Source organism: Sphingomonas edaphi (assembly GCF_003583725.1).
Taxonomy (GTDB): Bacteria; Pseudomonadota; Alphaproteobacteria; order Sphingomonadales; family Sphingomonadaceae; genus Sphingomicrobium; species Sphingomicrobium edaphi.
In genome coordinates this window covers 539,411-566,258 of record NZ_QXTF01000001.1, presented here as the reverse complement: position 1 = coordinate 566,258, position 26,848 = coordinate 539,411, and the positions used below count along the sequence as shown (strand labels likewise).

Genomic DNA, 26,848 nt, shown 5'->3' with positions numbered 1-26,848 from the left:
CCCATTGGGAAGGGGCATGGCAGGAGGCGCGCGTGATTGACGCGCCATACGCCTTCGCGGAGCAGCTGGAGCCGGGCATCGCCCGGCTGCTCGCGCGCAATCCGTCGCCGTTCACCTATTTCGGTACGCAAACCTATTTCCTCGGGGAGCGCGAGCTGGTTGTAGTCGACCCGGGTCCCGCGTTGCCGGAGCACGTCGATGCGATCATTGCTGCGCTCGACGGGCGGCCCGTCGCGGCAATCGCCTGCACTCATACGCATCGCGATCATTCGCCGGCGAGCCGAGCGCTGAAGGATCGGACGGGCGCTCCGATCATTGGTTGCGCGCCGCTGGCGCTTGAAGGCATCGGGCCGCGAGCCGATGCTAGTTTCGACAGGGAATATTCGGCCGACGTCGTGCTGCAGGACAGGCAATCGATCGACTTCGACGATGGCAAGTCGCTGGTCGCGGTGGCGACGCCCGGACATACCAGCAATCACCTTTGCTTTGCATTTGGCGATGCCTTGCTGACGGGCGACCATGTGATGGCCTGGTCAACAACGGTGGTCGTGCCGCCTGACGGGGACATGGCTGCCTACATGCAGAGCCTCAACCTGCTTCGTGAGCGCAGCGACCGCATCTTCTATCCCGCTCATGGGCCAGCGGTGACTAAGCCTGCCCAACTGGTTCGAGGCATGATTGGCCATCGCATGCAGCGAGAGCGGCAGATACTCCGGCTGTTGGGAGAGAAGCCGCGCGACGTCCCGGATATCGTCGCTAACGCCTATCCTGGCCTGGACCAGCGGCTTGTGCCGGCCGCCGGCGGATCGGTTCTTGCGCACCTGGTGGACCTACAGCGGCGCGGAGTCGTTGACGAAGGGGAGGGTGAAATATGGATGATGCTGCCCCGTCACGACTGAACCGGCCGCTGGCCCTTGCAGCGATCGCTATTGCGCTCATTCTCGGCCTGTTCGTCGGCGGAGCTCTGGACATCGGTAAGCGTTTGTTCGGGGGACCTGATCCGGAAACCGTGGCTTCGTCAGCGCTGCAATCCATGCGCGCCCAGAACCGCCTGGTCCCGTTTGTCGCCCGCTATGTGTCGGTAGTGAGCAGCCGGCGGGAGCGCTTCGGCGGCTTGGTCAGTGCAGAACGGACGCTGATTTTGCCCGGAGACGTTCGCTACGAACTCGACCTTGCAAAACTAGGCCCCGACGATGTGGCCTGGAATGCCACGAGCAATACTCTGAGCGTGACCCTGCCCGAGATTGAGATCGCCGGGCCGGAAGTCGATCTGACGGCCGCACGCGAATACGGCGAGGCGGGCGTATTGTCGGCGGTGACAGACGCCGACCAAGCGCTTGACCGCAACAACCGAGCTCGCGCTGTTGCCGACCTCCGCAAGCAGGCCGGCGCCGCGGTGCCGATGCGACTGGCGCGGGAAGCCGGGCGGCAGGCCGTGGAACGCAGCTTCGTGCTGCCACTGCAGGCGGCGGGATTCGAGAAAGCAAAGGTGGTCGCCCGCTATCGCACCGAAGGATCGGCGGTTACCGAACCCCTTGACCACAGCCGCGCCTATAACGATGTGCTCGATGAGGCGGCGACGCGCCGCTGACGCTTAAGGGATATCCGATCATGACCGCCCCGACCCAAAGCCTGAAGGGCCTCGACCTTCTTGGCGAAATCCAGCGCCTGAAGAAGGAGCGGAATGCGGTCATCCTGGCCCATTACTATCAGAAGCCCGAAATCCAGGACCTGGCTGACTTCGTCGGCGACAGCCTGGACTTGTCGCGGAAAGCAGCAGCGACGGATGCGGACGTCATCGCCTTTTGTGGCGTGCGTTTCATGGCTGAAACGGCAAAAATCCTGTCGCCGCAGAAGATCGTCGTACTCCCTGACATGGATGCAGGGTGCAGCCTGGAAGACAGCTGCCCGCCCGACCAGTTCAAGGCTTTTCGCGAAGCGCACCCCGACCACATCGCGCTGACATACATCAACTGTTCCGCGGCGGTAAAAGCGCTGAGCGATATCATCGTAACTTCATCGAGCGCCGACATTATCCTGAGCCAGATCCCGAAAGAGCAGAAAATCATATTCGGCCCGGACCGCCATCTCGGCGGCTACCTCGCGAGGCGTACCGGGCGCGAGATGTTGCTTTGGCCGGGCATCTGCATCGTCCACCAGGCATTTTCCGAAACCGAACTACTGAAGTTGAAGGCGCAATATCCGGACGCGCCGGTTGCGGCGCATCCCGAATGTCCGCCGCATATCATCGACCATGCCGACCATGTCGGCAGCACCAAGTCGATCCTGGATTTTGCGATCCATTCGCCCAGCAACACGATCCTCGTCGCGACTGAACCGCACATCATCCACCAGATGGAAAAGGCCGCGCCGGACAAGACGTTCATCGGCGTTCCCGGGGGTGACGGGAACTGCAACTGCAACATGTGCCCCTACATGGCGCTGAACACACTGGAGAAGCTCTACCTCGCTCTTCGGGACCTCAAGCCGCGGATCGAGCTGGACGACGAGACAATGGCAAAGGCTCGCATCCCCCTTGAGCGAATGCTGGAGATGGCCGGTCGCACCGTCGGACAAGGCGACGTTGGCAAGCCAAGATATTAGGGGACTGAGCGCGGAGGGGCGTCGATCATCTTCGTATGAGGGTGATGCTTGTCCAAGTGGCGCTTGATGATCCGCAGGTTGCGCGTGTTGGACCGGAAAAATAAGTCTGGCACCGCACCTATCCACGGTATGGCACCTAGCAGCATGTCGAACCCAATGTTGCCGCCCATCCGCACCATCTGCCACTTGGACATGCCGAGGTTGCGGGCTTCCCAAGCGATGTAGCTGCCCAGCGCGGCTGCGGAGATCGTACCGACGCCGGGGATCAGGTCGAGCAGCACGTCCAGGCCGACCGGTTTGTTGATGCCCGGAATGACGAACATGCGCTCAAGGATTTTTTCCATCCCTTCGATCCGCTGGCGAACGGCGGCCGCGTCGCTCGACAGGCTGGGAAACTCCCGGCGCATTTTCGGAGTGGGCGTTTCGAGTGTGTCGGTCATGGTGTGCCCGCGTTAATTTTCGTGTTTGCGAGGCCCACCAACGTGTGACGGGCAAAGGGGTTCTCGGCAAAGCCCGGGACGCGCCCTGAAACGAGATTCCAGCGAACGGGTGCGGCTATCGGGATAAAGAGTTGCGCCTTGTCCATCAGTCGCGCTGCTTCGAGCAGCAAGCCATTGCGCAGCACAGCAGATGGCGCGGTCCGGGCACCGGCAAGGACCGCTTCTGCCTCTTCCACGCAGATCGGCGCGACGTCGCACCGGAAGCGGCGCAGAAACCATGCAGGCGACGAAGATGGCGCGACCTCGTCGACCCAGACGAGGTCGGCCGACGCAGCGCTCGGCGCGCGCTCGACCTTGATGCCTAGCGGAGCCCAATCGAAACGCAGTCGCGCGAGCAAATATTCCCCTCCGTCGCCTTCGGGCAGAAATAGGCGAAGCGTCGGGCGGTCTGTGTCGCCGAACTGGCGATTGGCTTCCGCGACGAGGCCGACCCGGCGATCTTCCATGGGTACCGCCAGCCAGGCTGGCTGTTGCGGTGTGCCAATTCCCAGCAGCCCCGGTTGAAGCAGCGTTGCCCGAGGCGCGAGCCCGTCGACATTTAGTCCCGCTACCAAGGCCGTGCGGTCTATTGCCCGGCTGAGTAACTGCCGCACGTCCTCGTCCTGAAGAACCTCGCTCCGCCTGGTAGGAGCGAGACCGAAAAGGCCTGCCACGGGATCGAACCGCAGCGCCCCGCGAGGAACCTTCGCCCGCATCGCAATCGGAAGGTCGCCCACCGTGCCACCGAGGACTAGGTCAATCGTTCCGGCGGCAAAGCCGGCGACCAGCGCCTTGGCGTCACCTCCGATGATGTGTGCACGCTCGATCGGATCCTTTGCGTCGGCCAACCGGATCCGGTGGGTGATGAACATGCCGCCTTCGATCTCCTCCGGCCTCGCGGACGCGACCTGTTCGGCGGTGGCAGGAATAAAGGGGCCAGTACCCACGCCGGCACGGACCAGGCCGAATTCGGGCTGGGCCAGAAGCTGGAGGAGGTTGGGGCGAGGGGCGGCAAGGCGCATCTCGATTACGCGATCAGTCATTGCAACGACCTCGGTCACCGCGCCCATCGTATCCTTCAGCGGGTTGGTGCTGACCTGACGAAGCTGGCGACTCAGAATTCGGGCAATCTCGTTGGCCTTGATTTTGCGATCGTCAGGCCACTTCGAGTTCTGCAGCCGGAAGATATAGCTCAGTCCATCGTCGCTGACATTCCAGCGTTCGGCCAGGCCCGGCACAATCTGCCCGCGCTCGTCGAAGCGAACGAGGCCTTGCGCCAGGTTGGAACGGACCAGCGCGTCGCCCGCGGTCAGTGGCGACGTGACCGTCTCGACCAGCTTGGGGTCCGGTCCGATGACTCCGACCTGCGTGACCCCGTCGTCATCTCGCCCGCATGCGGCGCAGGTCAAAAGCGCAGCTAGCGAAACGAAAAGCGGCAGGCGTCGGGAAAATCGCATGACCATCGGCCGCGGTTCTAAACTTAAACCGGGGTTCATCAACCACTGGATATTGGTGGCTAACTGTTTTACCTGACTAAGGCAGTGTGGCCGCGTGAGGATGCAGCCGCGAAGGGGAACGATGGCGGACGATCACGGCCACTCATTCGATGGTAACCATGGCATTTGGCAGCGTGGGGGCCTGGATGTCGAGAACCTGCCCGATCCGTTTGGAACCTCGCAGACCGGTGGGACGGTCCCGCCCGTTGAGCCCCCCGCAAAGCCGCGTCGGCGGTGGTTGCGCTGGGGCTTTAACGCTTTCGCGGCCCTGCTACTCGCCACCCTCATCTGGCTGATCGTCACGGCGCCGCTCGGACGTGCCCTTGAGCCGCTGGACGACCCGGCGATGTTGCTGGTGAGCGAGGAAGGGCGCCCGATAGCCCGGCGCGGCGCGGTCAAGGACGAGCCGGTCGAAGCGGTAAAGCTGGATCCCATGACCCCTGCCGCCTTCGTCGCGATCGAGGATCGCCGGTTCCGGAGCCACTGGGGTATCGATCCGCGCGCGATCGGCCGAGCAATGGTCGCGAACGTCCGGGCCGGGGGAGTCCGTCAAGGGGGCTCAACGTTAACCCAGCAACTCGCAAAAACCAGCTTTCTGTCGTCGGACCGTTCGATGAAGCGGAAAGCGCAGGAGGTCATCATCGCCTTCTGGCTGGAAGCCTGGCTCACCAAGGACGAGATCTTGTCGCGCTATCTTTCCAGCGTTTATTTCGGGGATGGCGTCTATGGCCTTCGTGCCGCGTCGCGTCATTACTTCGACCGTGAGCCGGAGCGGTTGACGCTCGCTCAGTCGGCGATGCTGGCCGGGATGGTACAGGCGCCGTCGCGGCTGGCGCCGACGCGGAATTTGGCGCTCGCCCAGAAGCGTAGCCGCCTAGTGCTCCAGGCAATGGCTGACACCGGCGTGATTTCGCTCCAGCGCGCCAAGGCAACTAAATCAGCGCGCCCCACCGGCGTCAGCAGTAGCGTACCGACCGGTACCTATTTCGCCGACTGGGTCGCGCCGCAGGCCGCGCAAGCCTTCGACGCCGATTATGGTGAGGTAAGGGTCGAAACGACGCTGGACGCAGACCTGCAGCGGCTCGCCGTCCGCGCCGTTGCCAATGCCAATATTGGCGATGCGCAGGCTGCGCTCGTGGCGCTGCGCCCCGACGGGCGTGTAGTCGCGATGGTCGGCGGGCGTAACTATGGGAAGAGCCCGTTCAATCGCGCCACGCAGGCCCGTCGCCAACCCGGAAGCGCCTTCAAGCTGTTCGTTTACCTTGCCGCGCTCCGCGCCGGCTATACGCCCGACAGCATGATCGAGGACCGGCCGATCACGGTCGAGGGCTGGTCGCCGGGCAACAACGACGGCGTCTATCGCGGGACGATCACGCTTCGCGAAGCCTTTCTCCGATCGAGCAATGCCGCGACGGTCCGGCTTGCCGAGCAGGTCGGTCGCCAGAACGTGATTCGCGCCGCGCGCGACCTGGGCATCGATTCACCTTTGACCGATCGGCCGAGCCTTTCGTTGGGTACGTCGGGGCTGAGCCTGCTTGAACTGACCTCTGCCTACGCAGCGATCGCGGGCGGGCGCTATCCGGTCGAGCCGCGGGGACTGCCGCTTGAAACTGAGGCGGATCGCGGAACCCTGGCATCCTTTTTCGCGCGGGGCGGGCAGATGGACGACCGGCGTGACCGCGCGCCGATGCTCAACTTGCTGTGGGCGGCTGCCAATGAAGGCACGGGCCGGCGGGCCGCCTTATCGACGCCGACCTTCGGCAAGACGGGCACGACACAGAACAACCGTGACGCGCTGTTCATCGGTTTTGCCGGCAATTTGGTGGTCGGCGTCTGGGTTGGCCGCGACGACAATGGTTCGCTCGGCAAGATCACCGGGGGGAGCGCTCCGGCGGAAATCTGGCGCCGGTTCATGTCGCCTGCGATTGCGATCGACGGCCGCCGCGGGCCACCGCTTCCCTCGCAGTTCCGTGTGCCGCAGCGGCGCGAAGCACCGGTCCGTGAGCGGGAAAGCCCGCTGCCTGACGACTGGAGCGAAGGCGGGGAGGCGATCCGCGAAATCATCGATCTGGTCGAGCAGTTGATCGAAAAAAATTGAGACCCCGTCAAAAAAATCGAGGTTAATGTTTCGAAACCGGTGGCTTTAAACCTTTTTCAACCCTTCGGGCCGTAATCCTGTCCTCAACCGACGCGCCGTAAATCGCGAAGGTGGGGAAATGTGGATCCCCTTTGTGGAGCCTGAAGGAGACCAGAGATGGCGAAGTTTCTGAAGCTGATCAAGAACAACAAGGGTGCGACCGCGATCGAGTACGGCCTGATTGCCGCCCTCATTGCCGTTGCCGCGATTGCCGCGATGGGCAACATCGGTAACAACCTCGGCAGCACCTTCAACGAAGTCGGCAGCCAGCTCGACTAATCGTTGGACGATTAGCCAAAAGGAGCGGCGGCGTCGAAAGGCGCCGCCGCTTTCTTTTTGCATGATGGTCAGCCGAGCAAGGCTTCGGCGATGAGCAAGGCGCCGCGCGGGCCTGCATTGTCGCCCAGCTTGGCTGCGAACAAAGGCGCGCGGTCAGTCACGAACGGCAGGTAGCTTGCCAGCTTGCAGGCACAGCGTTCGGCGGCCGCATCGACCAGCCAGTGCCGCCGGTTGATGACGCCGCCTCCCAGCACGATCTTCTCGCACGCCAGAGTCATCAGAAATGTCGCGCACGCCTCGGCGAGCGAATCGACCACTTCTGTCCAAATGGGATCATCGTCGCGCAGGCTTTCGCCGCCTCGCCCTGTTCGGGCTGCAATGGCCGTTCCCGAAATCAGGCCCTCCAGGCAGTCTCCATGAAATGGGCAACTTCCGGCGAAATCATCTCCCCACCGCCGCCTGATGCCGATGTGCCCGCCCTCGGGGTGTAGCACGCCGGTCAGCGGCCGTCCGCCCGCGACGATCCCGACGCCGACCCCCGTGCCGACGGTCATGTATGCATGGTCGCTGCAGCCGCGCGCCGCGCCCCATCGACCTTCCGCCAAAGCAGCAGCGGTCACATCGGTCTGGACCGAGGAAGGGCCATCGATGAGCGGCGCCAACTTTCCTAGCAGGTCGGCGCCATCCCATCCTGGCTTGGGTGTCCGAATGATGCGGCCATAGGTTGGGAGATCGAGGCGAGTGCCCACGGGCCCGAAGCTGGCAATACCGAGCGCATCGAGCGGCCCCGATTGCCGCCACGTCTCAAGCTGGCCTTCGACGAGTGCTAGCGTTTCGTCCGGCGTTGTCACCGCGAAGCGGACACGGTCAACGATACTGGTTCCGTGTCCAAGGACGACGACGGCATTGGTGCCGCCAAGCTCCAGTCCGGCCAATCTGCTCATCGCCTCACCGTCAGGGCTTCGCCGCGCGCTGGCAACAAAAAAGGCGCCGTGAAGGCGCCTTTATCGACCGGATGGTGGAGCCGAGGGGGATCGAACTAGCCTCGCCCAACCATTGGAAAACAAAGACATTTTTCCAAGCGGTTGTTACCGATGGAACACCCACATGTAACAGTTCGGGGTATTGGGCAATCGTTTCCGCACGCGACTTAGGGGAGATAGTCCTTTTTCAGTTTCCTAATGTCGCCACTGGCATGGACTAGTTGTGCCAACGAAGGTGGCACATCGTCGTGGGGACCGGAGGTAACGTTTGCATAAGCGGCAGTGAGTTTGCCGGGGTCCGCTGGGTCTTTGCTGAGCAAGCTGTGAGCCTGCGCACTGTACGTGCCGAAGTCCTTGCCGTCATAGTCAGTGATCGACGCATTGCTGTCACCGCGACTAACTCTATCCCTCACAATAAGCTCTTTGCTGAAGCGTTCTATCGCCTGCCTCAACATCATGGCCCCTTCTTTGCGCTGATCAGGCTCTTGCGACCTAATCAGTGGCTGCGCCTTTCCGAGCATCGTTGCCAATGTGTCGCTTGCGCTACGTAGCTCTGACCCAATGCGTGGGTCGCTGCGCAAAATCTGTAGCTGAACCGCGCCACGATGCGACCATCGATGGCCAATGTCCTTCCAACTCTTATGGTCTTGGGTGAGGATGATCACTTGGATGCCCTGAGCAATAAGGGCTTCAATCACGCTGCTATTGAAGTTGGGTCTAAAGTCATCGTCACTTGAAAGGACGGGGTCGTCGAGAACAAGAAAGGTCGAACCCTCCTTTACGGCTCTCGCAAGAAACAAGGCCAAACCTAAACAGTGAAGTTGGGACTGACTTAATACCGCTACGGCGTTTCTCGGTTTGGCCTCCGTTCGATCCTCATTGGGCGAAAGCGCAACTCGTAGATCGATAGTACGGCGTGCGGTGGGACTGCGGCGCTGTACGCCTTCAAAGTAGGTGCTTTCCTCAGGGCGCAACCTTTCCCACCACTCAACAACTTGAGAACTAAGGTCCGACAGTTTCTCGTCCTGAACCTTGCCGTTGGCTGCATCGATTTCCTTCAACGCCTTTTCCAAATCCTTACGCCTGGCTTCAAGGCGGCGAGCCGTATCTAAGTCGGCCACAAGTGATCGCGGGTTGGTGCAACAATCGATTAGAGCGCTCCAGCCTGTGGTGATGGTGCTTTGGTCGACGACTTTCTTAATCGGCTCATAGACTGCTTGGGTCGGACCGGCGTACTCGGCAGCCTCTTCTTGAAGTGCGGCACACAATCGTCGTGCCTCGCGCAGCAAAGCGGATAGAGGTTCCGCGCCTTGCCATTTCTCAATGTCATCTAGGAGCGACTGCACCATCGCCTTGGCGGACCGGACCACACGCAACAGAGCATAGGCTACCCGACAGAGTTTGAGCAGCGCACGGGTCCACGCCTCAACTAAGGAGCGATTGCCTGACAACTCGACCAGTCTGGCTGTCGTAAATCCCGCAGACCTTCTTTCTGATGGGCCAGCCGAGACTAACTTGGGCAACGCAGCCACGACATTCGTTGATAGCAACTCAAGAGCATGATCAATCGAACCCAAAAGCGACCGTAGATTGGCTTCAGCCAACTGGTACGTTTCAGCCTTTTGCAGTTCTGTCTTGAGCGCATCCCTTCGCGCCTCGGTAAACGCATGGGGCGTGAGACAAAGGGGGCAGTCTGCGTCACCCTCCTGAGAAGCGACTTCAGGCAAAGATAGCGCAGCACTATAGAGGCCAACCAACCGCCTAGCCTCTAGCTCGATTGCGGACTTTTCGGTTTCGAACTGTTGGATGACATCCTTTGCATTGGGAGGGAGGTCTACCCATGCAACGTCCGCCTTCCGTCCAAACAGCGCTAGCGGAAACGTTTTGGACTGTATGACCTCAAGTGACTGTTCAAGTTGATTGGCGCGGTTAGCAAGCGGCCCTTCAGGGGTGACGGAAATCGAAGCTAACAGTTCACTGACCGTGTCCCCTAGAGCAGTCGATGCGCTTTCTAACGTCTCGGAGCGTCGGATAAGCGCAGCGGATGGAAGGTCCGACGTGATACCCTCAACCGCCGCGAGATTGCGCAGCCCCTCTAGCTCTGGCGTCGATAGTAGTGGACTAAGGCTCGCCACGGCTTGACGAAAATCTTCAAGGTCTTGTGTGTCGAGAACAGCGCGAAAGTAGGTTGCTCGATCGTTCGGCGGGGTGGAGAAAACGTACCCTAAAGTATGCTGCGCTAAGACGGGCGCTTGCAGAGGACGCTGCGAAAGCTTGATGCCCAAAACTGATTGGAGGTCTGGCTCCGCCGCTGGCTTTCCGTCGATTTCGAGCTTGCTTGTGCAGGCTGTAGTGGACTTGTTGTAGTCCCCAACCAACGTGCGAGTTAGCTTCCTCGTTATGCCATCCGCGCACGCAATGTCGGCAGCGACCTGGACCAAGGCGGTGCTTGCTAGATGTGCATTACGAAGGGCGTCTGAGAACTCATCTTTTGAACTTCCTTGCATGTCGCGGCGGATAATCTGGCCAGTGAGCAGGAACTCAAATGCCTCGGCAAGGCTGGTCTTGCCTTGGCTATTCCCGCCCCAAAACGCCGATACTGTGTCCGATAGGTCGACTGATTGACGACCGCTGCCGAAGCTTCTGAAGCCTTGGACTTCAACCCTCTTGATGTTGGGCCGCAACGTCGGGTTCCTTGCTGTCGTAAAATGCTTCGAGGTCGGAGAGGAGTTCCTCGGCGGACTTCGTACGGTCTGCGAGCCAGCCGTCTAAGAGGTGGCAAGCCAGACCTTCCGCCGACAGGTGCGCTCGCAGCCGATCGAAGTTGCTGGGGTTGGCATCTACAATGCTATCGGTTGTCACGGACGCGCATCCTCCAGCAATCAACAAGCAACCGAGCGATGGTAGACTAAATACAACTTCCCTTGAGTGACAAGTCATTAGACGGCATGTCAAAGGCGTGCGGCGTTACACAAAAGATCCACGGCTTCGCGCTTTTCAGGCTGAGATTAGGGCGGAGGTCGACAGAATAGGCAGCCTCGCAGAGGGCCAGGGTCACGTCATCTACGCCATTCATGACCCTTCGCTGCAAGATCATCGAGGGCGATTTAAGTATGGGCCGCCGGTCTATGTCGGCGAAAGCAAGCAGGTTCGGGTTCGCGCCGATAATCACATGCGTGACGCTGGCGGAGGTTCGACAGACAGCGGCATCAAGACGGGCCGGCTCAAGAAGATCATGGCCAAATGGGTCGTTCCTCGATTTGAGATAATCGACACCGCGCCCAGTTGTCTCACTGCCCTAATCGCTGAAACCGTTTGGGCGCGACGGTATGTATGGCTCGGTTACGAGCTAGCAAATCAATGGTCAGAACATCGAACAAGGGAGCCGCCCAACGGTCTAGCATCGGTGCCGATTGATCGGCTTTGGGATTTTACAGTTGCCGAAGCACTTGAGGACGAAATCCAACTCAGTCTGCAATGCGATAGGTGCGGTTACATGGCCCCAGTGCCATTAGAGGGCAGGGAACCGCAGACGAAACTGTCCACCGTAAGGACATTGAGACTTAGGTGCGAAACGTGTGGCGTTCCATTGCTTCGAGTTGCCTTACCGGACCCGGACACTTGGAGATGGGCCGAGTACCGACCACGGAAGATGAATAGGGACAGCTAGCTCTCGGCGTCTCGTCGGCACTTAACGACCTATGTCCGGCGCGCTTACGCAAAAGGCCAACTCACAACAATCAGGCGGCGAGTTCCCCCCATGCCCCCCTAAGGACACGGAATGCACGGGGTTCATCAGGCCTTTACATTACAGTCAACGACCGTAGACTGTAACGTGAAAGGGGACAGTCAATGGCCAAGTTTGTTGCGTATGTCCGCGTATCGACTGCCAAGCAGGGAAGCTCGGGGCTAGGGTTAGAGGCGCAAGAGGCTGCTATCCAACAGTATCTAAGGCCCGACGATCAACTGCTAGCTACGTTCGTTGAGATTGAGAGCGGAGCGGATAGCGACCGGCCGGAACTGGCCAAGGCATTACGGCATGTCGAGCTTACGGGCGCAACGCTACTGGTTGCCAAGCTAGACCGCCTGTCCCGTGCGGTGTCGTTCATTGCCCAGCTAATGGATAGCAAGGTGGACTTTGTGGCCTGCGACCAGCCAAGCGCCAGCCGCCTGACTGTCCACATTTACGCGGCCATGGCTGAGCATGAGCGGAACATGATTTCCGAGCGCACCAAGGCAGCATTGCAGGCGGCGAAGGCGAGAGGTGCCAGGCTCGGCGGGTTTCGCGGAGTTAAGGTCAACCCCGCATTGGGTACCGCAGCAAAGCGGAAGCAAGCGCAGTCGTTCAATACTCGCGTGGGGGAGGCTATCGCCGATCTTCAACGGCAAGGTGTGACCGGCCTTTCCGAACTGGCGCGGCATCTCAATGCGAATGGCGTCCGCACTAGCCGAGGGGGCAAATGGAAGGCCACGCAAGTTGCGCGGGTGATCGCCAGTTCGGGAGCCTCATAAACGGCCTTGGAACGCCATCCAGCACGTTCTCAGCTGCCCGCGCTACGCGAACTGGCCAAGGTGCGCTGTCGGCACTCCACGGCCTCGAAAATCGGCTGTTCCGAAACGCAGGAAAGTCTAGCGGACGGCCATGATCGGTACTGACCCGCTCATTGATAGGCGCTGGTTCACATCAGTCATGACAAGAGCAACCCCAGGCACGTCAAAGCTGACCCAGTAGCCGCCCTTATTCTCAAACTTCGGAAGGGGCTGGAACGTAGGGGACTGTTTGCCATCAAATCGATAGAGGCCATCAAGACCAACCGCCCAAAGGCTACTTGGCGCACCTTGCAGTCCGAAGAAGGCCACGGTGCTGGCCGGCTCTCCGTCGTCTAGCCTGTTGTTAGGGGGCTGGGGGTCGAGAGCCTTGAAATAGAGCCGCCTAACGTCGTTACCGCAGACTTCAACGAGCCGCCCATGCGACATCATGTGGACAAGGCCGATAGAGGCAACCACGCAAGATCTGTCCCATGGCGCGGAAACAATGCCAGTCACAGGGTCGCACTCGGTGTTTAGCGGACCGCCACAGAGTTCCCCCGACCTGTTGCGGGCAACGGCCTGAACCTGCCCGCCACTGCGAGCAATGCGCTTTAGCCCGCCTCCCCACTCGCCAACATTGAACCCCAACCAAACTGCATCCGACGTGGCCAGAGCAATGCCATTAGCGAACGGGGGCTTAAGTTCCTGCTTGAGTTTGAGAGTACGAACGGTGTCCCCTGCTACATCAAGCACTCGCTTGTTTGTTACAACGGTAACGACATTGGCGGAGCCATCGCAGCCAATCGCCGCAATGCTATCGCCCTCAGTTGGCAGCTTGGCCCTTACAACCCAACCAGCACTTTGTTGTTGTTCGACCGTCCATGCGTTTGCACCTGAGGCGACAGCGACCAACGAGCCACCCAGCTTGCAGATTTCGATCAGCTTGCCCGGTGCAGTGACCTTTTCGGGTTTGGCATCGCTCGGGCCTAGTGAAACCAGCGAGCCATCATCATGCAGCAGCCAAAGACGGTCGTTGACGTAGACCGCGCTCTTTATGGGCTGCATTTCACTTTCTTCGGTATCGTCGCTTGAGGCTGACTGGCTGCTACAGGCATAAACGGTAGCAGCGGCAGTTGCGGCAATAATGGCGGCACTCACGAAGATGAGGCGACGCTTTGCAGGACTAGTCCAGTTCATGGCTGGAATGATGCCTGACGGGCGCTGGTCGTCAATGCCTGCCGGTTGAACTGTCGCTCCAGCCCACTCAACGACCTGTCGTCTAGCAGTCGAGTTGCGACCGGATGTACTTGGGCGCATTATCAGAGCATGGCCAACTCACTAGACCTCGACCCGGAATGGGGTGCGATCGATCTGCTCGAAGAGGTCGAAGCTACTTTCGGCATTAAGATTGCGAATGAAGAAGCCGAGCAATGCGCCACGGTTGGTGGCTTGTACGACGTGGTGTGCAGCCACTCGCCCGATTGGAATGGCCAGGACGGTAGCTGCGGCTCATCCATGGTGTTCTACCGGATGCGGCGTTCGCTTTCCCCGGACGACAAGCGCGGTATCACGCCCGACACGGCGCTGGCCGCCAGCGGGATGCAGCCTAGCCGCATGTTCAAGAAGCTGGCCGATGAAACGGGCCTTAGGCTTCCGTCTTACGAACTAACATGGCTCGGCATGATGGGTGGCGGCCTGTTGGTCGGAGGCATAATCGCGGCAATCGTCGCCCTGCTCACGGGCCACTGGATTGTAAGCAGCATCTTCGGCCTGATCGCGCTTGCGGGCCTGCCGTTGCTCCGACTTGACCCGGGCCGCTTTCCGGCTGGGTTTGTCACCGTGGCAGACTTGGTGCGGAGAACCGTTCCGCTGAACTCGAATAGCTTGAGGGATGCCGGTGGGCGACCTGCCGACCGTTGGTCGGTCCTTGCCGCTCTGGCTGCCGAGCATGGCACGCTTCCACCCGACCAGATTGGGCCTGATACCTTCCTGCATCGCCGGAGCTTGGAAGAGGCTCTCAAACAAGCGTAGGGCGTAAAAATCCTCATCTTTCAGATAGTTATAGCGGTGTCCTATGAGGTTTGACTATTCCGTCATAACTCACTGGAAAATCAGGGCATTTAAATCGGTACCATCAAGCACAGGAAACCATTTTCTGGCGCGGTCGGGGACGACTTGAAACATCATGACGCTTGGGAGAGGCCGCTTCGCGGTTTGGCGTCACCGGCTGCTCACAGACCACTCAGCGACCCGACGGTTCATGACATTCCGGCATCACCCTCTGTATCTATTTCAGGTAACCCCATGGGTAATCCCATTGTACCAATGATAGATCATGGGGGGAGAGCCGACTAACTCCATCCCACTAGGCCCCTCTGGTTCATATAGATTGTACGAATGAATGGGTCCCAATAGGAGCCATTGAAGCTCCTATGGATGACAGACTGATAATGAGTGACCTGAGTGACAAGGTGATCGGAGTATCGAAGTTCCTGGGCATCCCCATGGACGCCCTAACGGGTAAGCCACCAGAGGCTGCAAAGACCAGAGACGAACTGAAGCAGCGGCTGGGTTCTATGGGAGAGGCAGCGATTGAGCGGGCCGAATGGTCAGCAGTGGTAGGCTGGCTAACGATCAGGCCAGAGGCAAAGCTGGACCCGGCACTGACTAAGCGGCTCAAGGAGGAAGTCGAGTTCTACATGATTGCTCGGGCTGCTCTGGCTGGCTTGCCTGACCCCGATGGCAACCCACTGGAAGCACCATACGTGGCCTTCCACCGAAGTCGGCAGAGCCGGATTAAAAAGAGGGCCATGCAGCTACGGGAGCAATGGCGGGAAGCTGGCGAGCAGTGCATCACATCCTCGATCGGCTACGTGTGCGGCTACTTGGAAAGGGCCAAGAGCAAGGCCGCTCGGAAAACCGCCCAAGCGTAAAGCCGAAGGCCATCTGTCTCGTTTGGGCGTACTCTACGGCCCAATGTCGCAGTGATCGCCGTGGACCCATTGCGAACACGAGTTCAACACCGCATCATCGGGCAATGCGTTTGCGAGACTACTTTGTGGGTCAGCCCGTCCGCTTAACGTCTCGCCACTCTCCACGAGACGTTGCCGAGCGGATTAATGAAGCGGCAGGGTCTCGCTTCTGGCCCTTTCACACGGATGCCGTGGTTGGGGGAGTGTGGTTAGGCAGACTAAGGTTGCGGTACGTCAGTTCACCCTTTGAGTATAACGCTAAGCCCTTGCTCGCCGGTGGGCTTCACGAACACCGTTCCGGTTCGATGCTGGAACTTCGCTATCGCGCACCGTCTTGGGTCTACATCTTTGACCTCTTTTGGGTTTGTGCCTTGGGTATGGTCACTATGGCGATGCTCGGCTTGGTGGGCGAACGGAACCCGGACCTAACCAACAGCGACTTCGTGTTTATCTGGACCATTCTCTTGGCCCTGTTGGCTGCGCCGTTGGCGCTTCATTACTTTGGAACGAGGAACTCTGACGAGGAACTCAGCTATCTCCTCGACTTCCTCGCCGAGCGCATTGAAGCGAAGCCTGACCTAGCTGGAACCTTGGGGAGCGGCAGTCAGGTCTAGCCCTGGCACCCTGTATCTTTTCATGGCTTCCACTAGCTGATGGTCCCAGTGGCCGCTGCCATAGTCATCTGCCACATCCCTAGCACTATGCCCCATTAGCTGGCGCTGGATGCCTTCTTCAATGCCGGCCAGCCGAGTGTAGTCCTTGAAGGTATGGCGGAAGGAATGGAACACCATTCGGCGGTCGGACACGCCGCAAACCGTCCGGCGATAGATGCTCCAGTTTTCACCCCACTTGGCAGTTAGGCTGCCGTACTTGTCGGGTCGAAGCAGTGGGAAGAGCCGTTGCTGATTGGCTGCTTTCGCCGCAGACACAAACAACAAGAAGCCCAGCCTGACGAGTTCCCCGTGGACTGGAATGTGGCGGGCGCTTTCCGCAGTCTTGAGCTTCAGCCCGTCCTCCGCATCCTCACGAATGTGGATGAACCAAGCGGACCGCTGTTGTCCGTCGCTGTCGGCGTAAGTCCGCTCGGCTACATCCTTGGGCCGAAGCTGCCCAAGCTCCTCCAGTCGCGCGCCAGTGAATAGCGCGAGCAGGGGAAGCCAATAGCCCGCCTCGCCACGCAGCCTTACTGGCCGCTCGCCTTGCGTGAACACGGGACTGGAGAAGATGGCGGTTAGCGACGAAAGGTCGAATGGCAGCCGCTTGTTCTTCGCTGCCTGCGCATCCTTGATCGTCACCCCCGCTGCCGGATTGCTGTCAGCGTAGCCGTTGTCGAACGCCCACTGCATGAGCGTCCGCAGACGGGACAGCTTTTGCTTGATGTTCGCTGGGGATTGGCCCTCATCGACCAGCTTGGCCTTGAAAGCGAGGAAGTCGGCTCTCGCTAGTTGATCGACTGGCTTGCTGCCAATGCGATCATACAGCCAGCGGGCTACCGACCTATGGGCGTCGATACCCTTCTGCCTTGGCTTCTTCTCGGCGGCCCAAAGGTCCACGATGGTCGTGTCCAGCATGGCTCCAGCATTGGTCTCGGAAGCCTCGGGAATGGCGAGCGGGGAGGATGCGCTTGCCCCTTCCAGCTTCTTCTCCAGTTCCCGTTTCTCAACCCGAGAGACCAACAACTGGTCAGAGAGAAGGTCATTGTCGAACTGGCGACCCTCTAGGATGTATCGGAACGCCCGAAGTTCTCGCGGCATTTCACGGGTTGAACCTTTGAGCCGGTCCTCAAGGAAGGCGATGTACTCGGCTAGCTCCTCGCGGCGCTCCTCCTTTTCTAGCACTTCCTGGAGTTCAGCCTGCTCCATCGCCAACTGCTCCTCCGAGACCTCCATACAGGCCGCTGGAGGGACCGCAGGGCGCGCGGGGGGTGACAGGCTGGCCCATGCCTCCCCAATCAATCGATCGGTCCGTACGGCGTGCGCAGAGCGAAGTCGCTTGGCCTCGTCCTTTTCCTTCGTGTTCAGCGAGAACATGAACTCCCGCTTCCCCAAAATCGGACGAAGCTCCGGGGGAACGATGCGGCGGAAGTAGTAGGTGGAGTTACGCTTGGTGAGGTACAGGCACATAGGTCTTACATCCCCTACAGATGTAACACCCGCTTGGGAAAAGTGCTGGGTTTTCCGGGATTTCCTAGGGTCTACATGACCTTAAGGACGGATGGTGGAGCCGAGGGGGATCGAACCCCTGACCTTCGCAATGCCATTGCGACGCTCTCCCAGCTGAGCTACGGCCCCGTCCGGAGGCGCCCTTTAGGGGCTAGTTTCCCATTTCGCAAATGGGAAATGCCCCCTCGGGCTGATTAATTTTCGTCGTCTTCGTCGCCCTTGGCAACGCCCAGGTCGTCGTCACCGGTCGACAGGTCGACTTCGTCGTCCGCGCTCGGCTCTTCGTCCTCGTCGGGAACCAGGTCCTCCGCGCCCAGATCCTCGTCCGCTTCCTTCGCCTTTTCGGGCGCGGCGGCTTCGAACGGCAGCGGCTGCTTCGACTTCAGCACAGGCTCCGGCACGAAATCGGTGCCGCAGCTGATGCAAGTCACCGGCTCGTCATTGCCGAGATCATAAAAGCGGGTCGAGCACTTGGGGCAAGTGCGCTTGGTGCCCCATTCGGGTTTGACCATTGGGTCATGTCTCCAGGTAGTGGCGGGCACCGAAAAAGGCCCGTCCGTCAATCGGCGCGCGCCTTGCCATAGGGGCGGGCGGCTGTCAAAGCGAGGCTTCCATGACCGACACCTGGAATCCCATCATAATCGCTGTCGACGGCCCCGCCGCCAGCGGAAAAGGCACCATCGCGCGCGCGCTCGCCGGCCACTTCGGACTACCACACATGGATACCGGAATGCTCTACAGGGCTGTGGCGCTAACCATGTTCCGCTTTGGCGGGGATCCGTCGAGCGAATTTGAGGCGGTTCGCGCGTGTGAGGGCGTCGCGCAGGTAGATCCCACTGACCCCGACCTTCGAAGCGAAATCGTCGGATCTATCGCCAGCCGCATTTCCGCCTACTCCGGCGTTCGCGCTGCCCTGTTGGAGCGCCAGCGAGCTTTCGCCGCCCAATCATCTGGCGCGGTTTTAGATGGTCGGGATATTGGGACGGTGATTGCGCCGAACGCTTCGGCCAAGCTGTTTGTAACGGCCACTCCCGAAGTCCGTGCTCGGAGACGCGTCGCCGAATTGCTGTCGCGCGGCATGCCCGGGCATTTCGACGATGTGCTGATCGACATTCGCGCCCGCGATGAGCGCGATTCGGGCCGTGATGCAGCACCGCTGGCGCAGGCGGCTGATGCCGACCTTCTCGATACCAGTGGGCTGACCGTGGACGAGGCCATCGCAGTGGCCATCGCGCTCGTCGAAGACCGTATCAAGATGGCGACCGGCGCCTGACCGGGCGTGCCCCGCCTATAACTTGCTGAAATTGACCCTTTCCGTTAAGGCGCGCGCGTCCATCAGGCTCGGCTCCTGCGGACGGCCCGTCATCAGGCGAGCGCGACAGGTTGGAAGGGAAGCTGCTTTCCCGGACCACGCCGCGCTTTTTGCATGAGGCGCCGTTCGCACGCCGGTCATCTGGATGCTTCACCGGGATGGGCCCGGCGGGGCGGCAAGGGTTTCTCCAAGCCCGCCAGAAGGAAAGCCGACCATGGTGGTCCGGCTGGCGGCCGAAACGCTTATTTGAAAGACTATTGATTTTATGGCCACTACGGCATTCCCGAGCCGCGACGATTTCGCGGCGCTTCTCAACGAAACGCTCGGCGGCGAAAACGAGGCCTTCGAAGGGCGCGTCGTCAAGGGCACTGTTACCGGTATCGAAAACGACTTGGCCGTCATCGACGTCGGCCTGAAGAGCGAAGGCCGCGTGCCGCTGCGCGAATTCGCAGCGCCGGGCCAGAAAGCGGAGATCAAGGTCGGTGACGAAGTCGAAGTCTATGTCGACCGAGTTGAGAACGCCAATGGCGAAGCGATGCTCAGCCGCGACCGCGCCCGCCGCGAGGCCGCCTGGGACAAGCTGGAGAAGGAATTCGAAAAGGCCGAACGCGTCGACGGCGTGATCTTCGGACGCGTCAAGGGCGGCTTTACCGTCGACCTCGGCGGTGCGGTAGCCTTCCTGCCGGGCAGCCAGGTGGACATCCGCCCGGTTCGCGACGTGCAGCCGCTGATGGACCTGCCGCAGCCGTTCGTTATCCTGAAGATGGACCGCCGCCGCGGCAACATCGTGGTGTCGCGTCGCGCCATCCTCGAAGAAACCCGGGCTGAGCAGCGTTCGGGGCTGATCCAGTCGCTCACCGAAGGACAAATCATCGAGGGCGTCGTCAAGAACATCACCGACTACGGTGCGTTCGTCGACCTGGGCGGCATCGACGGCCTGCTCCACGTCACCGACATTAGCTACAAGCGCGTCGGTCACCCAAGCGAGGTTTTGAACATCGGCGACACGGTCAAGGTTCAGATCATCCGCATCAACCGCGACACGCAGCGCATCAGCCTTGGAATGAAGCAGCTCGAAAGCGATCCTTGGGAAGGCGCCGCTGCCAAGTACCCGATTGAAGGTACCTTCACCGGTCGCGTGACCAACATCACCGAATATGGTGCGTTCGTCGAACTGGAGCCGGGCATCGAAGGCCTGGTCCACGTCAGCGAAATGAGCTGGACCAAGAAGAACGTCCATCCCGGCAAGATCGTCAGCACTTCCCAGGAAGTCGAAGTGAAGATCCTCGAAGTCGACGAAGAAAAGCGCCGCATCAGCCTCGGCCTCAAGCAGGCCCAGTCGAACCCGTGGAGCGACTTCGCCGAGAAGCACCCGGTCGGATCGACTGTCGAAGGCGAAGTCAAGAACTCGACAGAATTCGGCCTTTTCATCGGCCTCGATGGTGACGTCGACGGCATGGTGCACATGTCGGACATCGCGTGGGGCGTTTCGGGCGAGGAAGCTCTTGGGCTCCATCACAAGGGCGAGACTGTCAAGGCCGTCGTGCTCGACGTCGATGTCGAGAAAGAACGTATCTCGCTCGGCATGAAGCAGCTTGAACGCGGCGGCGTGTCGGCGGCTGCCGCCAGCGGCGGTGGCGTCAATAAGGGTGAGACCGTCACGGTCACCGTCCTCGAAGTCCGCGATGGCGGCCTCGAGGTGCAGGTTGGCGACGATGGCGCGACCGGCTTCATTAAGCGCACCGACCTTGGCCGCGACCGCGACGAACAGCGTCCAGAGCGCTTCCAGGTCGGTCAGAAGTTCGACGCGCTGGTCACCGGCTTCGACCGGTCGAAGAAGCCGAACTTCTCGATCAAGGCCCTTCAGATTGCCGAAGAAAAGCAGGCGGTTGCGCAGTACGGCTCGTCCGATGCCGGCGCTTCGTTGGGCGATATCCTCGGCGCAGCGCTGAAGGAAAAGGCCGAGACCAAGACCAAGTCGAAGAAGTAACGGATTGCAGTTGCCGGAAGCGGCGACTGTCCCGTCACGAAACGATAGGGAAGGGCGTGGATGCGGTTAACGCATTTGCGCCCTTTTCCTTTGGCAAACAGGCTGATACGCAATGCGCCAACGCCGGGGGGCGCCATGACAATTGAATTCATGCGGGGACCTAAATGATCCGTTCCGAGCTTGTGCAGAAACTGTGCAGCGATTTTCCCGACCTCAGCCAGCGCGAGGTTGAAAATGTGGTCTCTGCTCTATTCGATTCCATTACGGACCAGCTCGCGAAAGGCGGGCGTGTCGAGCTTCGCGGCTTTGGCGCATTTTCAACCCGGCAGCGGGATGCGCGGACCGGGCGCAACCCGCGCACGGGCGAGGCGGTCGATGTCGACGCCAAGCGCGTCCCTTATTTCAAGCCGGGCAAGGAAATGCGCGAGCGGCTGAACCTCGGTGAAGCCGCCGCCGAATAGTTGCGTCCGCCAGTGGGTGGAGGCATTTGTTGGCGGCATTAGCGGACGTGGCGGAATGGTAGACGCTGCCGACTTAAAATCGGCTTCCCTTGCTGGAGTGCGGGTTCGAGTCCCGCCGTCCGCACCAGCCCAGCCCGCGGCCAGTCCGTGGGACTGGCGATGCCGGGGTATTGGAGCTCGTTTGCCGCTGTGACCAAGGCGATTCAGAAATTCGCCTATCGCGTAGCAGGCATTCCGGTCGTCGTCCGAAAGGCGTTCGCTCCGTCTGCATCGGATGCAATCGGTGCCATCCGCGATATCTATGCCCGCCAATACTTCATTACTCACGGTCGCAAGGACCGGAGCCGGATCATCCGTGCATGGCTGACGTGGCCAATCGTCCTTATAGAGGAAATGGCCCGTTTCACTTGGCGGAACGGGCGGATCATCCAGCAGCGCTATGATCGTCTGGTAGTTATGCAGCTTGCCGACCAGTTGCAGCTTTACTTTCGTTTCGGGATACTTCCCCGCTGGTATTATATTTTCTCATTGTACGAGCAGGACGTGCGCGGACAGGCACGCAACTTCCTGAATCGGTTTGAGACCAAGCTTGCACTGTTCAGGCTGTTAAATTGGCCGGGCAATTCCCCGCTCAATGACAAGGACGCATTTGCATCGCATTGCCGGGCCCATGGGATCGATGCTGTCGATGTGCTGGTGATCGCGCGCGATGGCGGTCTTCACTGGACGGGCGAACCTGTGCTTCCTGCCCGGGATTTGTTCATTAAGCCGACCAATGCCAGGGGTGGCAAGGGTGCGGAGCGCTGGGATATCCAGGCGGACGGCCGGTACCGTAACCCGGAAGGATTACTCCTGACGGCTGACGATCTGCTTGCCAGGCTGGCTCGGGAGTCTTCGGGCGTCCCAAGGCTGATACAGCTCCGCCGCATCAATCATCCCGCAATTGCGGACCTATCCAATGGCGCGCTCTGTACCGCGCGCATTATGACCTGCCTTGACGAGAAGGGCCACGGCGAGGTCATCGCGGCGGTCTTTCGGATGGCAATCGGGCGTAATGTCGTCGTCGACAATATCCACGCGGGCGGGATCGCCGCCGAGGTTGACATTGCCAGCGGCCGGTTGGGTCAGGCCAGCAACCTGGGTGACGACGTCCGTCTGGGGTGGCTGGACCGTCACCCCGACACGGATGCAGCAATCACGGGCCGGACGCTTCCTCTCTGGGCCGAGGCGAAGAAACTGGCCGTCCGCGCCCATGCCGCATTTGCGGACCGAACCGTCATCGGCTGGGATATCGCATTGACGCCGGACGGGCCGTGTCTCGTCGAAGGCAATAGCGGTCCGGACGTAGACCTCCTGCAACGGCCCATGCGCCGCGGGCTTGGCGGTGGCCGGCTGCCCGAACTGATGGCTTTCCACCTTGCCAAGCGTGGTTGGGTCGCGGATCGGCAATAGGCTTTCCCAAAAACAGCAAGACCGGAATAATCCTCCCAAGTGGAGGAAAATATTAAGCACTGCGCATTAAGTAACGCTTCGTGCGCAGTTTTTCGTTTCTGAAGTCCGCGTCGCGGGACAGCAACATGTCGCTCGCCAATGCACGGCGGGACATGCTGGTGCTTGGTATCCTCATCGCCGCCGTGATGATGCTAATCTGGAACGGCAGCGAATTCTTCCAGAGGCTGGCATTTGCCGACCGCGATCTCGGGCCGGGGCTCAAGGTCGCCTCCGTCGCGCTGACGCTCAATGTCGCGCTGATCCTCTTCGGCTGGCGCCGCTATGTCGACCTGCAGCATGAAAGCGAGGCTCGCCGAGAAGGCGAGGCGCGTGCCGCTCTAATTGCGTCGACTGACGGGATGACGGGCCTCCTGAACCGCAAGGGCTTCGCCGACCGCGGCGAGGAGCTTCGTCGCGGCGCGGCCGAAGCCGGACAGCCGGTCGTCATCTTCTCGCTGCAACTGAACCGATTCAAGGCGATCAACGACCGCCACGGCTATGATGTCGGCGACAAGGTTTTGCGCATGATCGCCAGCGCTCTGGAGCAGGCTGTGCAGCCCGGCCACCTTGTTGCTCGCCTCGCCGGAGATGAATTCGCCGTGGCAATGGCGGCGGACAAGGATCAGCCGGCCATTGTAGAACAACTTGGCGAACGGCTACTTCGCTCGGTCACCCGCCCGTTCGAGGTCGATGGGCGTCTTGTTCAGATTGGCGCATTCCTCGGCATTGCGTCGTCCGCCCCCGCGGACGGCCAGATCCCGGATTTCCTCCGCCGTGCCGACATCGCGCTGGACCGTGCGAAGAACGCCCGCTCCGCACGCCCGGTCTGGTTCGACGAGGGCATGGAACGCGCACTGATCATGCATAGCGAGATCGAGCAGGGAATCCGCTACGGTCTGGACCACGGCCAGTTCATCCCCTTCTTTGAACCGCAGGTTGACCTGCTGACGGGCGACATCATCGGCTTCGAGGTGCTGGCCCGCTGGGAACATCCGCTGAGCGGCCTGGTCGAACCGGACCGCTTCATTCCGGTCGCGGAAGAGCATGGCCTAATCGGCCGCTTGTCCGAACAGGTGATCTTGGCCGCGCTGACTCAGGCTGCGGCGTGGGACCCGTCGATCAAGATTTCGGTCAACATCTCGCCGACGCAGTTGGCGGACAGTTGGCTCGCCCAGCGTATCGTCCGGCTGCTGGCCGAAGCCGGCTTCCCAGCCGAACGGCTCGTGGTTGAAATCACCGAAAGCTCGCTATTCGCCGACCTCGACCTTGCGCGGACAATCGTGACCAGCCTGAAGAACCAAGGCGTCCGCCTGGCGCTCGATGACTTTGGCACCGGCTTCTCGTCGCTCGCGCACCTGCGCTCCCTGCCGTTCGACGTCATCAAGATCGATCGCAGCTTCGTCTCGACGATTGTCAACGACCGCGAAAGCGCCGCGATCGTTCGCGCCGTTTCGACGCTTGCGGACGCGATCGGCGTACCGGTCACTGTCGAAGGTATTGAGGACGCCGCCACCCATGCTGCGCTTGCCGGCTACGGCTGTGCCGTCGGCCAGGGTTGGTACTTCGGCAAGCCGATGAGCGGAGACCAGGCTGCTGCGCTGCTGCGCTCCCGTCGGGAAAAGCCCGGCGATGCCCCGCCGAAATCGCGGGAATCGCGCCGCACGGCGTGATCGACAATAGAGAAGGGAAAGGCCGTCGTCCCATCATGGGACGGAGGGATCGGCGCGCGCATCAAGGACGTTGAAGGCTTGGTAAAAAAGTCGTTAAGAAAGCCTTCATGCGGATGTTTCGCCGACCGACAAATCAGTTTCGGAGCCGGATACTCGGACGGGCACGTCCCGCCGCCGTCGCGGTCGCGGAGGTGTCCTCCTCCACCGCTGACGACATCCGAATCTTCGCGCTGACCTTCGTTGGCGGCTTCTTATTTATGACGGTCTACCTGATCTGACCGTCGCCATCTCGGCCTAGTCGCAGGCCAGGTGCAGTTTCCATCCCAGCCACGCCGCCAGTACGCTTGAGAGTGCTACGATCAGCAGGCTGTCGGCAACCGTCACTCCCATCTGCACAGCCACGGTCAAGATCAGCGTGGCCGCGACCATGAAACCCGAATTGACAATGTTGTTGGCAGCAATCGTCCGCGCCGTTTCGGCCTTGGCTACCGTCGTCGTCAGGAAGGCGTAGAGCGGAACAACGAACATGCCGCCGGCGATAGCGACGCCCAAGAGGTCGAGCACGACCATCCAACCGTTGGGCATTCCGAGGAAGGTGGTCAGGTCGCGCAATTCGTCCGTGGGCGCGGGCCAGCCCTTTACCCGCCGGAACAGGTCGAGCACGAACAGGCCCATGAAAATCGCAGACGCTGGCGAATAGCGCGCCGAGACCTTGCCACCCAGCAAGCGGTTCACGGCGACTGAGCCGATCGCGACCCCAACCGAAAATGTTGCCAGGAACAGCGTCGCGACCGTCTGGTCGGCGCCGAATGCATTCTTCACCAGCGGGGGGAATTGGGCGGCCAGTACCGCGCCCATCGCCCAGAAGAAACTGATTGCGACTATGGCCAAGAACAGACGCGGGATATGAAGGGTGCCGCTGACGAGACGGATCGATGCGCGGACGATGTGCCAGTCCATCCGGAACGTCGGCGCGGAGGCTTCCGGCGGGGCCGGCGGCACGAATTGCCCCGCGATCCGGCCGACAAGCGCCACGCCTAGCACGGCGAGCGCCGCCCATTCTGCATGGAAACTTCCGTCCGGCCGCTGCAGGACGAGCACGCCGCCGAGCAAGGTCCCCCCCAGAATGCCAATGTAGGTCCCAGCCTCCACCAAGCCGGTCCCGGCGAGAACTTCGTCGTCGCGTAGGTGCTGAGGCAAGATGGCGTATTTGATGGGCCCGAAGAAGGTCGAATGGACGCCCATGGCGCACAGGGCTAGCAGCAGCAGCGGAACATTGTGCCACAGCAGGCCCGCCGCTCCAGCAATCATGATCAGGATCTCCGCCGTCTTTACGATGCGGACGATGCGCGCCTTGTCGCCGGCATCGGCCAACTGCCCCGCGAGTGCCGAAAGCAGGAAGAAGGGGAGAATGAAGAGTGCGCCAGCGATGGCGCTAAACGTCGCTTCCTGCGTGGCGTCGCGGTAAATGCCGTAGATAACAAGCATTACCATCGAGGTGCGGAACAGATTATCGTTGAAGGCGCCCAGAAACTGGGTCACGAAAATCGGCAGAAAGCGCCGGGTACGGAGAAGGTGAGCGCTGTCTTGCATCGGCTTCGCACCGGCGGTGATAGCGGGTTAGCAGGCTCGCGCAACGGTCCATTTTTGGGTCTGGGCAAGCGTCGCGGCTTCGCCTAGCGATGCAGACCATGCTGACGCTTCCCAACCTGCTGACGCTGTCACGCATCCTTGCGGTGCCGATCCTCGTCTTTCTCCTGTGGAAGCCGACGCCGATCGATTACGCGATCACCTTCGTCCTCTACTGCGTCGTGGGCATCACCGATTATTTCGACGGCTACCTCGCTCGCGCGCAAGGGCAGATTTCTCGCCTCGGCCAGTTCCTCGATCCGATTGCTGACAAGATCATGGTTGCGGCGGTCATCGTCCTGCTGGTGTCGCAGCGCAATCACAGCGGCGAGCCGGTCATCCACAGCTTCCACATCATCCCTGCGCTCGTTATCCTGCTTCGCGAAATCATCGTGTCGGGGCTGCGCGAATTTCTCGCACCGCTCAACGTGTCGATGCCGGTTAGCTCACTTGCCAAGTGGAAGACGACCTTCCAGCTCGTATCGCTCGGCGCCCTCATCCTCGGCGGCGCCTTTCCGGCGCAGCCGTGGATTCATCAGGTTGGTCTTGGCACTCTATGGGCAGCCGCAGCACTAACACTGGTCACCGGCTATGATTATTTACGGATTGGTCTTCGCCACATGGACTGATGCGGCACCCGCTTAATCGATTTT

Annotated in this window: 25 protein-coding genes and 2 tRNA genes; 17 read left to right on the top strand and 10 right to left on the bottom strand. The window is 60.7% G+C overall.

Going from position 1 to position 26,848, the window contains the following annotated elements; all coding sequences use genetic code 11:
- Window positions 1-32 precede the first annotated feature (32 nt).
- The 3 genes from D3M59_RS02880 to nadA are packed head-to-tail and all read left to right on the top strand — an operon-like array spanning window position 33 to window position 2,604.
- Window positions 33-899 carry an MBL fold metallo-hydrolase gene (locus tag D3M59_RS02880; protein ID WP_119531418.1) on the top strand — a complete coding sequence of 289 codons (867 nt, stop codon included), beginning with the start codon at window positions 33-35 and terminating at the stop codon, window positions 897-899.
- Entirely contained in the window at window positions 872-1,591 is a 720-nt protein-coding gene (locus tag D3M59_RS02875; RefSeq protein WP_119531416.1) for a DUF4230 domain-containing protein, read from the top strand. Before D3M59_RS02880 ends, D3M59_RS02875 begins: the two co-directional genes overlap by 28 nt.
- A 20-nt stretch (window positions 1,592-1,611) precedes the next feature.
- Window positions 1,612-2,604 carry a quinolinate synthase NadA gene (gene nadA / locus D3M59_RS02870; RefSeq protein WP_119531414.1) on the top strand — a complete coding sequence of 331 codons (993 nt, stop codon included), beginning with the start codon at window positions 1,612-1,614 and terminating at the stop codon, window positions 2,602-2,604.
- Here nadA and D3M59_RS02865 read toward each other — a convergent pair.
- Both D3M59_RS02865 and D3M59_RS02860 read right to left on the bottom strand, forming a co-directional pair.
- The gene (locus D3M59_RS02865; RefSeq protein ID WP_407695422.1) at window positions 2,601-3,044 is read right to left on the bottom strand and encodes a DUF4112 domain-containing protein; all 444 of its coding nucleotides are present in this window, start codon (window positions 3,042-3,044) and stop codon (window positions 2,601-2,603) included. The two genes, nadA and D3M59_RS02865, sit on opposite strands and share 4 nt — an antisense overlap.
- Entirely contained in the window at window positions 3,041-4,540 is a 1,500-nt protein-coding gene (locus D3M59_RS02860) for an ABC transporter substrate-binding protein (RefSeq protein WP_158581930.1), read from the bottom strand. The genes D3M59_RS02865 and D3M59_RS02860 overlap by 4 nt, the downstream gene beginning before the upstream one ends.
- 121 nt (window positions 4,541-4,661) lie before the next feature.
- Here D3M59_RS02860 and D3M59_RS02855 point away from each other — a divergent pair, with 121 nt between their 5' ends.
- The gene (locus D3M59_RS02855; protein WP_119531410.1) at window positions 4,662-6,677 is read left to right on the top strand and encodes a transglycosylase domain-containing protein; all 2,016 of its coding nucleotides are present in this window, start codon (window positions 4,662-4,664) and stop codon (window positions 6,675-6,677) included.
- Window positions 6,678-6,833: 156 nt separating this feature from the next.
- Window positions 6,834-6,995 carry a Flp family type IVb pilin gene (locus D3M59_RS02850; protein WP_119531408.1) on the top strand — a complete coding sequence of 54 codons (162 nt, stop codon included), beginning with the start codon at window positions 6,834-6,836 and terminating at the stop codon, window positions 6,993-6,995.
- Between the two features lie 68 nt (window positions 6,996-7,063).
- On the opposite strand, the gene D3M59_RS02845 is transcribed toward D3M59_RS02850, so the two are convergent.
- The 3 genes from D3M59_RS02845 to D3M59_RS02835 all read right to left on the bottom strand — a co-directional run bounded on the left by D3M59_RS02845 (window position 7,064) and on the right by D3M59_RS02835 (window position 10,840).
- Window positions 7,064-7,939 carry an ROK family protein gene (locus D3M59_RS02845; RefSeq protein WP_119531406.1) on the bottom strand — a complete coding sequence of 292 codons (876 nt, stop codon included), beginning with the start codon at window positions 7,937-7,939 and terminating at the stop codon, window positions 7,064-7,066.
- A 206-nt stretch (window positions 7,940-8,145) separates the two neighbouring features.
- Window positions 8,146-10,662, bottom strand: coding sequence for an AAA family ATPase (locus D3M59_RS02840; RefSeq protein WP_119531404.1), 2,517 nt, complete (start codon window positions 10,660-10,662; stop codon window positions 8,146-8,148).
- A complete protein-coding gene (locus tag D3M59_RS02835; RefSeq protein ID WP_119531402.1) occupies window positions 10,637-10,840 on the bottom strand; it encodes a hypothetical protein in 204 nt (67 codons plus the stop codon). The genes D3M59_RS02840 and D3M59_RS02835 overlap by 26 nt, the downstream gene beginning before the upstream one ends.
- A 990-nt stretch (window positions 10,841-11,830) precedes the next feature.
- On the opposite strand from D3M59_RS02835, the gene D3M59_RS02825 reads away from it, so the two are divergent.
- Window positions 11,831-12,490, top strand: coding sequence for a recombinase family protein (locus D3M59_RS02825; protein WP_119531398.1), 660 nt, complete (start codon window positions 11,831-11,833; stop codon window positions 12,488-12,490).
- Between the two features lie 117 nt (window positions 12,491-12,607).
- Here the strand turns inward: D3M59_RS02825 and D3M59_RS02820 are convergent, their stop codons facing one another.
- Complete coding sequence (locus D3M59_RS02820; protein ID WP_119531396.1) at window positions 12,608-13,705, bottom strand: hypothetical protein; 1,098 nt, start codon at window positions 13,703-13,705, stop codon at window positions 12,608-12,610.
- 129 nt (window positions 13,706-13,834) lie between these two features.
- Between D3M59_RS02820 and D3M59_RS02815 the strand changes: the two genes are divergently transcribed.
- From D3M59_RS02815 to D3M59_RS02805, 3 genes are all read left to right on the top strand, one after another.
- On the top strand, window positions 13,835-14,539 hold the full coding sequence (locus D3M59_RS02815) for an acyl carrier protein (RefSeq protein WP_119531394.1): 705 nt from the start codon (window positions 13,835-13,837) through the stop codon (window positions 14,537-14,539).
- A 419-nt stretch (window positions 14,540-14,958) separates the two neighbouring features.
- Window positions 14,959-15,441 carry a hypothetical protein gene (locus tag D3M59_RS02810; RefSeq protein ID WP_147416687.1) on the top strand — a complete coding sequence of 161 codons (483 nt, stop codon included), beginning with the start codon at window positions 14,959-14,961 and terminating at the stop codon, window positions 15,439-15,441.
- Between the two features lie 263 nt (window positions 15,442-15,704).
- Entirely contained in the window at window positions 15,705-16,094 is a 390-nt protein-coding gene (locus D3M59_RS02805) for a hypothetical protein (RefSeq protein WP_147416686.1), read from the top strand.
- Here D3M59_RS02805 and D3M59_RS02800 read toward each other — a convergent pair.
- The 3 genes from D3M59_RS02800 to D3M59_RS02790 all read right to left on the bottom strand — a co-directional run bounded on the left by D3M59_RS02800 (window position 16,059) and on the right by D3M59_RS02790 (window position 18,154).
- Complete coding sequence (locus D3M59_RS02800; protein ID WP_119531388.1) at window positions 16,059-17,603, bottom strand: DUF6538 domain-containing protein; 1,545 nt, start codon at window positions 17,601-17,603, stop codon at window positions 16,059-16,061. The two genes, D3M59_RS02805 and D3M59_RS02800, sit on opposite strands and share 36 nt — an antisense overlap.
- Before the next feature lie 92 nt (window positions 17,604-17,695).
- Window positions 17,696-17,771: transfer RNA gene (locus D3M59_RS02795), tRNA-Ala, on the bottom strand.
- Between the two features lie 65 nt (window positions 17,772-17,836).
- Window positions 17,837-18,154 (bottom strand): FYDLN acid domain-containing protein, encoded by a 318-nt coding sequence (locus D3M59_RS02790; protein ID WP_119531386.1) that lies wholly within the window; start codon window positions 18,152-18,154, stop codon window positions 17,837-17,839.
- Between the two features lie 122 nt (window positions 18,155-18,276).
- Here D3M59_RS02790 and D3M59_RS02785 point away from each other — a divergent pair, with 122 nt between their 5' ends.
- The 7 genes from D3M59_RS02785 (at window position 18,277) to D3M59_RS12030 (ending at window position 24,844) form a co-directional block, all read left to right on the top strand.
- The gene (locus tag D3M59_RS02785; RefSeq protein ID WP_119532834.1) at window positions 18,277-18,915 is read left to right on the top strand and encodes a (d)CMP kinase; all 639 of its coding nucleotides are present in this window, start codon (window positions 18,277-18,279) and stop codon (window positions 18,913-18,915) included.
- Between the two features lie 304 nt (window positions 18,916-19,219).
- Window positions 19,220-20,944, top strand: coding sequence for a 30S ribosomal protein S1 (gene rpsA / locus D3M59_RS02780; protein ID WP_119531384.1), 1,725 nt, complete (start codon window positions 19,220-19,222; stop codon window positions 20,942-20,944).
- Window positions 20,945-21,108: 164 nt separating this feature from the next.
- The gene (locus D3M59_RS02775; RefSeq protein WP_119531382.1) at window positions 21,109-21,405 is read left to right on the top strand and encodes an integration host factor subunit beta; all 297 of its coding nucleotides are present in this window, start codon (window positions 21,109-21,111) and stop codon (window positions 21,403-21,405) included.
- 41 nt (window positions 21,406-21,446) lie between these two features.
- Window positions 21,447-21,532, top strand: a tRNA-Leu gene (locus tag D3M59_RS02770).
- Window positions 21,533-21,594: 62 nt separating this feature from the next.
- Window positions 21,595-22,857: a sugar-transfer associated ATP-grasp domain-containing protein gene (locus D3M59_RS02765; protein ID WP_233543112.1), complete on the top strand. Its 1,263-nt coding sequence runs from the start codon at window positions 21,595-21,597 to the stop codon at window positions 22,855-22,857.
- A gap of 80 nt (window positions 22,858-22,937) precedes the next feature.
- Window positions 22,938-24,566, top strand: coding sequence for a putative bifunctional diguanylate cyclase/phosphodiesterase (locus tag D3M59_RS02760; RefSeq protein ID WP_147416685.1), 1,629 nt, complete (start codon window positions 22,938-22,940; stop codon window positions 24,564-24,566).
- A 107-nt stretch (window positions 24,567-24,673) separates the two neighbouring features.
- On the top strand, window positions 24,674-24,844 hold the full coding sequence (locus D3M59_RS12030) for a hypothetical protein (RefSeq protein WP_158581929.1): 171 nt from the start codon (window positions 24,674-24,676) through the stop codon (window positions 24,842-24,844).
- Between the two features lie 16 nt (window positions 24,845-24,860).
- Here D3M59_RS12030 and D3M59_RS02755 read toward each other — a convergent pair whose 3' ends face one another.
- Window positions 24,861-26,159 carry an MFS transporter gene (locus D3M59_RS02755; RefSeq protein ID WP_119531376.1) on the bottom strand — a complete coding sequence of 433 codons (1,299 nt, stop codon included), beginning with the start codon at window positions 26,157-26,159 and terminating at the stop codon, window positions 24,861-24,863.
- Between the two features lie 98 nt (window positions 26,160-26,257).
- Here D3M59_RS02755 and pgsA point away from each other — a divergent pair, with 98 nt between their 5' ends.
- Window positions 26,258-26,824, top strand: coding sequence for a CDP-diacylglycerol--glycerol-3-phosphate 3-phosphatidyltransferase (gene pgsA, locus D3M59_RS02750; RefSeq protein ID WP_119532833.1), 567 nt, complete (start codon window positions 26,258-26,260; stop codon window positions 26,822-26,824).
- Window positions 26,825-26,848 lie beyond the last annotated feature (24 nt).